Origin of the sequence: Collinsella sp. SGI.180 (assembly GCF_050313455.1) — a bacterium.
In the GTDB taxonomy this organism is placed as follows: domain Bacteria; phylum Actinomycetota; class Coriobacteriia; order Coriobacteriales; family Coriobacteriaceae; genus Collinsella.
In genome coordinates this window covers 105,083-117,371 of the sequence record NZ_JBNPLL010000001.1, presented here as the reverse complement: position 1 = coordinate 117,371, position 12,289 = coordinate 105,083, and the positions used below count along the sequence as shown (strand labels likewise).

The following is a 12,289-nucleotide window of genomic DNA, read 5'->3' as shown; positions in this document are numbered from 1 at the left end:
GAAGGTGCGTGCGTATGAGCCAAGAGATGATGGATAAAACCTGTCGCGGATTTGCCGAGGCACTTGCCGCGCGCGAGCCGGTTCCCGGCGGTGGCAGCGCGAGCGCCTTTGTGGGCGCGCTGGGAGCCTCACTTTGCGGGATGGTTGCCCGCTACGGTGCGACGAATCCCGCGCTTGCCGATCGAGCGGACGATTTGGCGCACGCGTTTGCCCAGGCGGATGAGTTGGCGCAGGAGCTTGTGGATCTGGTTGCCGAGGACGTTCGTGCCTACGGGCAGGTGTCTGCGGCGTACGGTATTTCTCGCGAGGATCCGGCTCGACCGGCTGCGATTCAGGATGCGCTGCACGTGGCGGCTATGCCACCGTATCGTATTATGGATGCCTGCGGGCGCGCGCTGGCGCTGCTCGAGGACATGGCCGATAAGGGTTCGCGCCAGCTGCTGTCCGACGTGGCGTGCGGTGCCGTGTTCTGCCGCGCCGCCATGCAGGGCGCGAGTCTGACGCTCTTTGCCAACACTACGTCTATGAAAGACCGGGCGCGCGCCGAGGAGCTCGAGGCGGCGTGCGATGAGCTGCTGGATACGTGGCTGCCGCGTGCCGATGCGCTGGCGCGCCGTGCTGCCGACGCAGCCAGGAAGAGGGGATAGCCATGGCAGAGCTGCTCAAAGGCGCTCCCGTTGCCCGTGCTTTGACCGAGAAGCTCGCTGCTCACTGCGCCGCCCTGCGCGAACAGGGCGTTGTGCCGACGCTGGCCATCGTTCGTGTGGGCGAGCGCGAGGACGATCTATCGTACGAGCGCGGCGCCCTCAAGCGCTGTGAAAAGGCTGGCATCGATGCTCGCCGCGTTTTGCTTCCTGCCGATGCTTCGCAGGATGAGCTGCTGGCGGCTATTAAGGACATCAATGCCGACCCCGCCGTTCATGGCTGCCTAGTGTTTCGCCCGCTGCCCGCTGGGCTTGACGAGGGTGCGGTTGCCGCGGCACTCGATCCTGCCAAGGATGTCGACTCCATGACGCCGGCCTCGCTACTTACCACGCTTTCGGGGCGAGGCGAGGGCTTTGCTCCTTGCACGGCCGAGGCCGTGTTGGCGTTGCTGGACCATTACGGTGTTGAGCTGGATGGGGCCAAGGTCGCGGTCGTCGGTCGGTCTCTGGTGATTGGCCGTCCCGTTGCCGCCATGCTTACGGCTCGCAATGCCACGGTGACGACGTGCCATACGCATACGCGCGACCTTGCTGCCGAGTGTCGTGCGGCTGATGTTGTGGTTGCGGCAGTTGGACGCGCGCGCACGATTGGCGCGGATGCGGTTCGCGAGGGCCAGACGATCATCGATGTGGGCATTAACTGGGACGAGGCCGCTGGCAAGCTGGTCGGGGACGTCGATTTTGATGCTGCGGAGCCGATCGTTGGCGCCATCACGCCTGTGCCGGGCGGCGTGGGGGCTGTGACCACCGCGATTCTCGCCAAACACGTGATCGAAGCGGCCGAGCGCGCATCGAAATAGGCTTTTGACCACGGGGGCTACCGAGGCTGTGGTTTCGCCCTTTTTGCATCGAAGCGATACACTGTTGCCGTTTGATTTCTTCGCTCAAGGAGGATGCGCATGCCGTGCACAACGATTTTGGTCGGTAAGAACGCGAGCTATGACGGGTCGACGCTGGTTGCCCGCAACGAGGACTCGCCCAATGGGGTATTTGAGCCCAAGCGCATGCGCGTAGTGCATCCCGACGAGCAGCCGCGTGTCTACACGAGTGTCCTGAGCCACCTGACCGTTGAGCTGCCCGACAATCCCATGCGTTACACAAGCGTCCCCGACGTTGTCCCGGGTCATGGCATTTGGGCCGAGGCCGGTTTCAACGAGCTCAATGTTGGCATGTCCGCAACCGAGACGCTCACCACCAACGAGCGCGTCCGCGGCGCCGATCCGCTCGTGGACTGCGTGCCCGCCAAGGGTAACGAGGGCGAGGACGGCTATGTGCCGGCGCAGCCCGGCGGTTTGGGCGAGGAGGACATGGTGACCCTGGTGCTGCCATACGCCAAATCCGCCCGCGACGGCGTGCGCATTCTGGGCGACCTGCTCGAGCGCTACGGCACCTACGAGAACAACGGCATCGCTTTTAGTGACGTTGACGAGATCTGGTGGCTCGAGACCATCGGCGGCCACCACTGGATCGCCAAGCGCGTACCCGACGACGCCTATGTGACCATGCCCAACCAGCTGGGTATCGACAGCTTTGACTTGGACGACGCCGAGGGCGCGCAGGTCGACCACATGTGCTCGGCCGACCTGCGCTCCTGGATGGCCGAGTGGCATCTGGACCTGACGCTGGGCGTTAAGGGCGACGGTCCCGCCGCGGTCTTTAACCCGCGCGAGGCCTTTGGCTCGCATAGCGACAGCGACCACGTCTACAACACACCGCGCGCCTGGTACATGCAACGCTGCCTCAACCCCAGCGATGTGTGGGACGGTCCCGACGCCGACTACACGCCCGAGAGCGACGACATTCCCTGGAGTCGCGTGCCCGAGCGCAAGGTGACCCTCGAGGACATCAAGTACGTGCTTTCGAGCCACTACCAGGGCACGGAGTACGACTGCTACGGCAGCAAGGGTACGCCCGCCACGCGCGGCGCCTATCGTCCCATCGGCATCAACCGCAACAGCCAGCTCGCCGTGCTGCAGCTGCGCCCCTATGCCCAGCCGGCGTATCGCGCCGTGCAGTGGATGGCGTTTGGCTCTAACTCGTTTAACGCGCTTGTGCCGCTGTACGCCAATGTCGAGACCATGCCCGAGTACTATGCCGACACGCAGGCTCGCGTGACGTCCGAGAATTTCTATTGGGCGAATCGCCTGATTGGCGCCTTGGCCGATGTCCGCTTCCATGAGTGCGGTCGCGCGGTCGAGGATTATCAGGAGAAGGTCGGCGGCATGGGCCACAAGCAGATCCACGACGTCGACGCCGTTGTAGCCGTACTGCCCGAGGCCGAGGTGCCCGCCGAGCTCGCCCGCGCCAACGAGGCCTTTGCCGAGCTTGTGCGCGTGGAGACCGATGCCCTGTTGGGTAAGGTGCTCTACACCACGAGCTGCGCCATGAAGAATTCCTTCGCGATGAACGATAACGTAAGGTAAAGATAACCTTGCAACGAGCGAGGCAAACGCCGTCAAAGGCTTTGCCTCGCTCGATTTCTATCCCGGTGCCAAACGATTTTGTGTCGTTTGCCCAATCTTGGGTACAAGTAGGCCAATGAAGTTGTTCACGATTGGAGCCAACCATGGTTATGAAATTCGATCAGCTTGTTAACGGTGCCATCAACGTGGGCTTCGGCGCTGCCGCCGTTGCCGTCGAGGGCGGCAAGAAGGTCCTCGACGACCTCAATGCCAAGGGCGAGCAGGTGCGCAAGGATGCCGGCACCCCCGATATCGCCCGCAGCGTGTCCGACATGTTCGAGCAGGCCGGCGGCACCATCTCCGACCTTACCGAGCGCTTGGGCATGCAGGGCGAGACTGCGGCCCAGCGCGTGCTCGACGAGCTCATCCTCGCCCGCGTGCGCGTCATGACCGCCCCCGAGCGCACGGCCTTTTTGGCCCATGTGCGCGACATCGTCGATTCGGTCGAGGACAACGTGACCTCGGTGCCCGTCGAGTCTGTTGAGCCCGACGATGCAGAGGACGCCGAAGAGGCCGAGTAGCAGCGCAGATGGCAGATTCCACCACCGATTACAACAATCAAGATCCCTTGGGTGACGAGACGGCGGTTGTCGATGAGGTCGAGGCCGCCGTCTCGGGCGCTCGCAAGAAGCCGCGCGCTGTCGATATGGTCCCTGAGGAGCCCGACGCGATGGCGCCGGACGAGGAATACCAGCTCACGTCGGCAGGTCGTCGTGAGCGCATTGGGCAGATCGTTCGCCTGATCAAAAAGTACCGCGTGTGGGACAACCTTACACCGGTGCGCCTGCGTCGTCTGCTCGAAGAGCTCGGCCCCATGTTCGTTAAGATGGGGCAGATTCTGGCCAACCGCTCCGAGATTTTGCCGCAGCGGTTTTGCGACGAGCTGCGCCGTCTGCGCTCCGACGTAGAGCCGGTGCCGTATGAGGTAGTGCTCCGCTGTTTGGAAGAGGAATACGGCCAACGCCTGGGGCAGATATTCGACGCGATTGACCCCAACCCGCTCGGTAGCGCGTCGCTCGCGCAGGTGCACCGCGCCCGTCTGGTGACCGGCGAGGACGTGGCCGTTAAGGTGCAGCGCCCCGGCGCGCAGCAGGTGATGGCTCAGGACATCGACATCATTCGCTCGGTGGTACGCATCGTTTCCAAGTTCGTCAACACCGACCAGTTTGTGGACCTGCATGGTGTGGTCGAAGAGTTGTGGACCTCGTTTCGCGAGGAGACCAACTTTTTGGCCGAGGCCAAAAACCTCAACGATTTCTATGACTTCCACAAAAGCGTGCATGGCGTCTCGTGTCCCAAATCCTACTTGGACCTTTGTACCGAACACGTCGTGGTCATGGACTACATTGACGGCATCTCCATTGCCGATCCCGAGCGCCTGGTGGCCGAGGGTTATGACTTGGAAAAGATTGGCGCCGCGATTGTCGAGGACTACTCGACGCAGGTGCTCGACGACGGCTTTTTCCATGCCGACCCGCATGCGGGAAACATCATCCTCAAGGACGGCATCGTCTACTTTATCGACCTGGGCATGGTCGGGCGCATGTCGAGTCACGACCGCGGTATCGTCAAGGACATGATTTTCGCCGTGGCCGAAGGCGACGTTCCCAAGCTCAAGGATTCGCTTATGCGCTTTGCCGTGACGCGCGGCGATTCGGCCGAGCTCGACCATTCGGCCTTTTTGTCCGACTTGGACTTTATCGTCGCCGACTTTGCAGGGCTCGATCTTAAGGACCTGGATATCGGCGAGTTTTTGACCTCGCTGCTAAACCTGGCGCGCAAAAACGACGTTGAGCTGCCGAGCGTGGTGACGATGTTCGCGCGCGGCATGGTGACGCTCGAGGGTCTGCTGACCGAGTATATGCCCGACGTCAACATGATCCAGATCATCCAGACGCACATCAAAAACGAGAAGAGCACCTATGCGCGCGTCCGCGAAATGGGGCACGATCTTGCCGCGAGCAGCTATCGCGCGGCAAAAGGCTCGCTCGAGGCGGCCGAGTATCTGGGCTTGGCGTCGCGCATGCTCACGCGCGGCCAGCTTAAGGTGAACACGCAGATCATGAGCAGCGATAAGGCGCTGCGACAGCTGGGTGGAATTATCGACCGCATGTCGATGGCAATTGTGATCGCCGGCCTGTTTATCGGCTCGTCGGTGGTGTACTACGCGCGCATCGAGCCGGTTGTGTTCGGTATTCCGGTCATTGGCTTTATGGGCTACGTGAGTGCGCTGGTGCTGGCGCTGATGCTGGGCCGCGAGATCTGGCGCAACAGTCACGGCGGCAAGCGTTAATGGCCCCTGGGGGACGGAGGAAAACGGATCATTTTGCCTTGCGTCGCGCCGGCGTGGGCTGGTCCGAACAAAACTATGCCGGTTTACGGGGCTGGAGCGCCGAACCTCGAGCATACCGAAATTCGCGCTTTTAAAACCGCAGGTAGATGAGTCGTTGGTTTTCGAAAATGGCAGATATGGTTGCGAAGTGCTGAATTAGCCCCGTAAACCGGCATAGTTTTGAAACGGGCTGTTCTTGCAAGGTCCGATGACAGTCCTTCCTATTGCAAACCATAGCTTTTACCTTGGGCTTTGCCTGTGTGCGGGGCCCTTTTGCGTGCTACCATATCGACAGTAATAATCGATGGCCTAGATGGTGGTGCGGAGACGCACGAATGCGCGGTTTTCCTGCGCGTTTGGGAGAATCGGGGTGCAAGTCCCCGGCTGTACCAGTAACCGTAATTCCTCTTGGTCCGGGATGGTCGCGTCGCAGATCGGACGGCGTGCCCGGGCCGGTAAGGTTAAGTCGGATCGCCTCCCATCTTGCACGCGGCCGCGGCGCATGCCGCCGGTACGCGTTGGGCTCTGGAGGGAAGGGGGGACCCCGATGGGGGTACTCGAGCGCAATGTGCGCGATGACGTGGGGCAGCCGCTGGGCAATGCTCCAAGTTCAGACAATAGGAGACAAATGGATATGTTTGAGGACGAGCGCCAGCGCGCCTCGTGGCGTCGTCATGGAGCGATTGCCCGCGGCGTAGCCAAGCGCGGTCTGGTGGCGTTCCTGGCTTTTGCCATGGCTTTTGGCACCACGCCGGCGCAACTTTGGGCCGAGGGCGCCGAGGGCATTGCCGAGTCTGTGGCTCAGGCTGCGACGGCCGGCGAGGGCGCGGCGGCCGACGAGGACGCCGCTGCCGACGCCGGCGCGAACAGCGCGGCGGCGAGCGCTGCTGCCGATGGCGCCGACGATGATGCTGCCGAAAATGCCGCTGGCAGCGATAACGCGACGGCCGGTGATGCTACCGATACAGAGGGTTTGGCCGCCCCGGCATCTGTCGCTTCCGAGCAGGGTGATTCGTCGGACTCCGTCGCCGTTTCCGCGCGTTCGGCATACGTAACCGTTGACTCGGCTGAAATTGTTGATGCTGACGGCAACGGGCTTGCCTATGGCAGCGGTATCGCCAAGGTTGGCGATACCGTTAAGGTCGCAGCTTATTACGAGGACGAGTTCGGCGATGACGAGGAGATTTCCCCGTCCGAGTACGCGCAGCTGGGCTATCAGTGGTATGTCGGCAACAGCCAGTCGTCCGATCCGGCGGCGTCAGGCTACACTGCTATCGAAGGCGCAACTGCTCGTGAACTCAAGCTGACCTCCAATCTTGCCGGCAAGTATGTCGCATGCCGTGTTACGTATGGCGCCGGCGACTACGTGTTCACGGCAAGCCTCAAGTATCCCGTAGAGGCTCCTGCCGAACCCGAAGCCCCCAAGTCTGATGAGGCTAAGAAGCTGGACGAGGCGGTTGCGAAGCTCAAAGCCGATGGCTATTCAGGCTGGTATCCCAATCCATCCCAGGGAACCGATACCAACATCTGCTCCATGCTTTCGGCGAAGCTTGCCAACTTGGGCTACTCGGATATCAAGGTTTCGCTTGCGGGCGTAACCTATGGCGGCCGCGATCCCAAGCAGGATGGTGGCATCGCGGATGATGGAAAGATCTCCTATTTCTTCCTGTCTCCTGCAGATAAGACTTCCGCGCTTGATTACTCGCTGCTTCGCCAGTTTAAGCCGACGTATACGCTGACGCTTGGCTCCGCGAGCGTTTCGTATACGCCCGGTCGCGCATCGACGCTCGCATGGGATGGTGGCAAGGTCATCGCCTATCTTAAGGCGGCATGGGCTCATGCTGAGGGTCTGCCCGATGAGATCGAACCCAGCGTTACGCAAGGAACGCTTCCCAGCTCAATCAGCATCAACGGTAAAAAGGTTGCTTCTATTGACTGGATGAGTCTTAATGACTCTATTGCCAAGGTGAATTCCAGCTACGGCGATCCGACGGTTACGTATACCCATGGTATGACCGATCAGACTGCTCAGCTCACGGCTACACTCTCGCTGGCGGTTCCTGGCTACAATAATGCCCCGTCAAATGGGACGGCATATCTGGTCTACTATACCGTCAAGGCAAAATCTCAGGAGCAGATTGATGCCGAAAAGGCCGAGCTGTCAGCTGCGCTCGACCGCATTGTGCTCAAGGATTTTGAGACCAAAAAAGAAGTCGATGCCAATGCCGTCGAGGGCGATCTCCAGCTGCCCAATACCCGTCGTTCTGACATCGACGCTCCGTCCGGCGCCAAGCTCTCCTATACATCGAGCAATGAGGCTGTTGCGAAGGTCAACGGCTACCGCGTGGTTGTTACCCGTGATATCAAAGGCGTCTCGAATGAAGTAGTTATTACGGCTACGCTTGCCAAGGACGGCATAACCGTAACGCGCGACATCGTCATCAAGGTTAAGCCCATCGACGATTCCGAGATTGACCAGGCTGTGGCATTTATGCAGCAGGTCAAGGATGCCTACGCAAGGTCTCTGCTCGGCGATAACGCTTCGGTTGACGCGGTTACCGAGAATCTGTCGACCTTTGCCGAAGCGGTGCCTACGGCAGACGGCGGCATCGAGTACCGCAAGGGTAAGGACAGCAAGCTGTCCGGCGTTGTGGCAGCAGACCTTCCTGGATACGACGCGATGCCGGGGAACGACTGGCGCACGTATCGCACGAGCGACACCTCGGTCATCTCGAACGAAAATCTAAAGGTGACGCGCCCCAAGGCCGATACCCTTGTTACGGTCGAGAGCAACCTGACGTACGCCAAGTACGAATCTCTGGCGAAGGCGCATCCCGAGAACGCTAAGCTGCAGAGCCTCATTAACCAGAGCGTTAAGGCGACGTATCGCGTTGTTGGTACGGTCGATCATTCCGACCCCAAGATTTCTGTTGCCTTTAAGCTCGTTGGTATCGACGCCGACGGCAACGACGAGGTTTGGGCCGATTCCGCCAAGAGTGTCGTTTACGGATCGACTGCCGGCGATGTGATTGAAGACGCTCTAAAGGGCATGACCCATACCGCGACCGGTGTGGGCACGGCGAGTTACTATCTGAGTGATATCACTTCGGCGGATGGTCGCAAGCTGGGCTGGGATGCGTCGACGCGCAAGTACTGGCAGCTGTTTGTTAACGGGAAGGCATCTGAGGTCGGCGCCGGCCAGGTTCACCTCGCCCCCGGCGATAGCGTCGTGCTGTATTACTCCGCCTTTGGCGCAAGCCTTGACGAGATTGGGCAGGCTAAAGTCAAGGCCTCGGTGAGTCTGATTGGTCCTGATGCTAACGAGAAGACTTCGGTCTGGTACTCCTTCAACGACGTGAAGCTCCAGAACGGTGCGACGGCTGCCGACCTGACGGCGATGGCGCTGAAGGCTTCGGGCCTTGGGTACGAGCTGAAGACGCCGGAGAAGGACGGCTACTTCCTCCTGGAGAGCATTACGTCGACCGACGGTCGAAAGCTGGGTTCGAATGAGGCGACGGGTCGCTATTGGCAGCTCTACGTCAATGGTGAATATTCCAAGGTTGGTGCCGACCAGGCTGTGCTCAAGCCCGGCGACAACATCCAGTATGTCTACGCGTCCGATAGTGAAAAACCGCTTGACGGCGTAGTTTTGAACCCGAGCGCCGCACGTCCCAACTGGGACAGCGATTGGCCTGGTTATACGAGCGCCAACAAGGTAACCGATGCTCCTGTGCCCACGAAGGACGCCGAGGCAAAATGGGTGAGCGAGCTCAAGGGCTCGAGCGAATGGAGCAAGGGTATTTCCGACCCGCTGCTGGTCGGTGACTACCTCTACGTGGCCGTTGGCTCCAAGCTGCTTAAGAAGAATGTCGATACGGGTGAGACCGTTGCCGAATCGCCTTTGGCGGCAAAGATCGATTCGACCTCGCGTATGGTATACGCCGGCGGCGTGATACTCGTGCCGCTTTCGAGCGGTCGTCTTCAGGCGCTGACGGTTGATGCCCTGGCGACGGTTTGGGTAACCGATGAGTTGCCTGCTGGTCCCGATGGTGCCCAGCAGTCTCTTGCGTCCATTACGGTTCGTGACGGCGTTGCTTACTTTGGGACGGCATCGGCCAGCTGGTCCGACTCGAGCGACGGCTACCTGCTCTGCGTGCGCATCTCCGATGGCAAGGTTATGTGGCAGCATAAGAACGAGAACAGCAAGGGCTACTACTGGGCCGGCTTGGCGTTCTCGGGCAATTATGGCGTCATCGCAGATGATTCCGGTACGGTGAGCACGGTCGACCCCGAAACTGGAAAGACCGTTGCGTCGCTCAAAATTGCCGAGCGCGTGCGCACGACGGTGCTGGTCGATGGATCGATCGCTTATGTCGTGAGCGTCGACGGCGTTTTGCATAAGCTTTTGGTTGGAACGGACGGAGCGCTTTCTGAGCTCGGCAAGGTCTCGTTTGGCAGCAGCTCGACCTCGACGCCGGTGTTGGTCAACGGCAAAATTGTGGTCGGAGGCGCATCGACCGAGTCCTTTATGGGCGGCTATCAGAACAAGTACACGTACTACTACGGTCAGCTTGCAGTGATTGATGCCGAGACGCTTGCCGTGGACTATTCCATTTGCAAGGCGGACGGTAGCTATATTCGTCAGGGGGCTTCGGGCGGCGGTGATGTAAAGTCGCAGCCGGTCGTTTCTGTCCAGAATGGCGAGACGTATGTCTACTTTACGTCTAACAACAACCCGGGCGGCATCTATCGCTACCGTATTGGCGACGACGAGGCCGAGCTGCTTTATACGCCCGCGGCGGGCGACCAGCAGTACTGCATGGCTTCTATTTCGGTCGGATCCGATGGCTCACTCTACTATGTCAATGACTCGGGCAAGCTGTTTGCTGTCAAGGGCAATGGCCAAAGGGTCAAACGCTATACTGTGACGTTCGACGCCAACGGTAAGGATGCGGCGATGCCCGATTCTCAACGCGTGAAGGAAGGCAAAGCGGTGACGGAGCCCTCGACTAAGCCGCAGTGCAAGGGCTACACCTTCGCCGGTTGGTACACCGACGAGGCTTGCACCAAGGCGTATGACTTTAGCGCTGCGGTGACGGCCGATATGACGCTCTACGCTAAGTGGACCAAGAATGCCGTTACCCCTGGCGGTAACGGCGGCTCTGGCTCCAACGGCGGCAATGGCGGCTCGGGTAATGCCGGTGCTGGTTCTGGCTCCGGTAACGGCACAAATGGCCAGCAGACTGGCGGTGCTGTTGCTCCGGGCCAGAAGCCGGTATCCACAACGACCACGACCGAGACCAAGGACGGCAAGGATTCCAAGAAGGATTCCGACAAGTCCGACAAGAAGGACAGCAAGAAGTCTGACGAGAAGTCCAGCAAGTCCAGCTCCAAGTCCGATACGGGCTCGGCTGCCGCGACTACCGCTAAGAAGTCCGCTGAGGCTCTGGCACAGCAGTCTGGCTTCAACCCGCTCGCCATTGTCGGCGTAGCGGCCGGCGTGATCGGGCTTGCGGTCATTGGCGTGTTCGTGTTTACCAAGCGCCGGTAGGTGAGAGCTGTGTCCAATAAACCTCAGGATGCCGACTCCAAGCAACCCGACTCGTCGTTCATTCAGCTCGACGATGCTAAGCAAAAGGGCGCCGCCTCGGCGGCGTCCGCCTCTCGGCGCAAGGCGCTGCTTGGCTCTCTGACGGCCGTCTGCATCGCACTGATTGTCGTCTCTCTGGGCTTTGTTCACCCTTCCGCCAGCGGCGCCTGGTCCATCGATTGGATCGCTCGGGCCGTGGCGGGGAGGAGCGTTGTCGACTCTGGCTCTATCGCCTCTCGCAAGACGGAGACAGCGGGCTCCTCGTCTTCTGACGCTGTGGACTCCGAGTCCAAGAACTCGAATGAATCGGATTCCAAGGACGCTTCCGAGTCTTCGGACGAGAAGTCAGACAAGGATTCGAAAGAGAAGAAGTCCGAAGGCAAGGGCGGCAAGAAGTCCAACAACGCGTCTGCCGGACAGGGATCCGAATCCGCTGGTGGATCGAGTTCTTCAAACGGCTCCTCTTCGGGCGGCGGCTCGGTGTCTGGCGGTGGGTCTGTATCCAACGGCGACAGCGCCTCTGCTGGCAATCAGGGCGGCTCGCAGCGGCCTGGCTACATTACTGTGACGGTCTCAGTGACGTCGAGTTCCGTGGGTAACCCGGTGTCTTCTGGCGGTACGTTCACCTTCAACGAGGGCGCTACCCCCTACGATGCCCTGTGTGCACTGGGCCTCTCTGTAAATGCGCACGGCTCATCGTACGGCACGTATGTCGCCGCTATCGGCGGCCTGGCCGAGAAGGAGCACGGTGGTACAAGCGGCTGGATGTATTCCGTCAACGGCGTAACGCCCAACACGGCTTGCAGCAACTACGTTCTCTCCAATGGCGACAGCGTGGTTTGGTATTACGTAACGGGCTAAATGCCTTGACATAACACGCCAAACGGGCGGTTCGGACAAACATCCGAGCCGCCCGTTTTTATGCGAATGGGGCGTCGTTTCCCAATCGAGGTTCAACCGGAAATTGCATCCCACCCTGAAGGTGAATTCCGGGACGCAATTTCCGCATCAGCATCCATTGGGAAAGCGCATCTCGTTCTAGACATCGATAACGGGATGCGCTTTCCGTTTCGGCGTCCGCGGGAAACTGCGTCCCGGAATCCGCGCTCAGACCGGGATACGGTTTCCCGATGGGGCGGGTTTCGGAAAGCGTGTCCCGCTCTGGGGGCTCATTCCGGGATGGACTTTCCGCATGGGGGCT

At 60.4% G+C, this 12,289-nt stretch carries 7 protein-coding genes; all 7 read left to right on the top strand.

The window, feature by feature from the left end; all coding sequences use genetic code 11:
- The first annotated feature begins 14 nt into the window (after window positions 1-14).
- The 7 genes from ACQRAP_RS00465 (at window position 15) to ACQRAP_RS00435 (ending at window position 11,949) form a co-directional block, all read left to right on the top strand.
- Window positions 15-647 carry a cyclodeaminase/cyclohydrolase family protein gene (locus tag ACQRAP_RS00465; protein ID WP_427794625.1) on the top strand — a complete coding sequence of 211 codons (633 nt, stop codon included), beginning with the start codon at window positions 15-17 and terminating at the stop codon, window positions 645-647.
- 2 nt (window positions 648-649) lie between these two features.
- Window positions 650-1,504 (top strand): bifunctional 5,10-methylenetetrahydrofolate dehydrogenase/5,10-methenyltetrahydrofolate cyclohydrolase, encoded by an 855-nt coding sequence (locus ACQRAP_RS00460; protein ID WP_427794624.1) that lies wholly within the window; start codon window positions 650-652, stop codon window positions 1,502-1,504.
- Window positions 1,505-1,603: 99 nt separating this feature from the next.
- Window positions 1,604-3,127, top strand: a complete 1,524-nt coding sequence (locus ACQRAP_RS00455; protein ID WP_427747736.1) for a C69 family dipeptidase — start codon at window positions 1,604-1,606, stop codon at window positions 3,125-3,127.
- 149 nt (window positions 3,128-3,276) lie between these two features.
- Window positions 3,277-3,687 carry a hypothetical protein gene (locus tag ACQRAP_RS00450; protein WP_229770640.1) on the top strand — a complete coding sequence of 137 codons (411 nt, stop codon included), beginning with the start codon at window positions 3,277-3,279 and terminating at the stop codon, window positions 3,685-3,687.
- Between the two features lie 8 nt (window positions 3,688-3,695).
- The gene (locus tag ACQRAP_RS00445; RefSeq protein WP_427727514.1) at window positions 3,696-5,459 is read left to right on the top strand and encodes an ABC1 kinase family protein; all 1,764 of its coding nucleotides are present in this window, start codon (window positions 3,696-3,698) and stop codon (window positions 5,457-5,459) included.
- A gap of 667 nt (window positions 5,460-6,126) precedes the next feature.
- A complete protein-coding gene (locus ACQRAP_RS00440) occupies window positions 6,127-11,049 on the top strand; it encodes an InlB B-repeat-containing protein (protein ID WP_427794623.1) in 4,923 nt (1,640 codons plus the stop codon).
- 9 nt (window positions 11,050-11,058) lie between these two features.
- A complete protein-coding gene (locus tag ACQRAP_RS00435; RefSeq protein ID WP_427794622.1) occupies window positions 11,059-11,949 on the top strand; it encodes a DUF4430 domain-containing protein in 891 nt (296 codons plus the stop codon).
- The last annotated feature ends 340 nt before the right edge of the window (window positions 11,950-12,289 follow it).

Bases quoted from the DNA above. Each gene is read 5' to 3' on its own strand.
- ACQRAP_RS00465 (WP_427794625.1), top strand. From the start codon at position 15: ATGAGCCAAGAGATGATGGATAAAACCTGTCGCGGATTTGCCGAGGCA.
- ACQRAP_RS00460 (WP_427794624.1), top strand. From the start codon at position 650: ATGGCAGAGCTGCTCAAAGGCGCTCCCGTTGCCCGTGCTTTGACCGAG.
- ACQRAP_RS00455 (WP_427747736.1), top strand. From the start codon at position 1,604: ATGCCGTGCACAACGATTTTGGTCGGTAAGAACGCGAGCTATGACGGG.
- ACQRAP_RS00450 (WP_229770640.1), top strand. From the start codon at position 3,277: ATGAAATTCGATCAGCTTGTTAACGGTGCCATCAACGTGGGCTTCGGC.
- ACQRAP_RS00445 (WP_427727514.1), top strand. From the start codon at position 3,696: ATGGCAGATTCCACCACCGATTACAACAATCAAGATCCCTTGGGTGAC.
- ACQRAP_RS00440 (WP_427794623.1), top strand. From the start codon at position 6,127: ATGGATATGTTTGAGGACGAGCGCCAGCGCGCCTCGTGGCGTCGTCAT.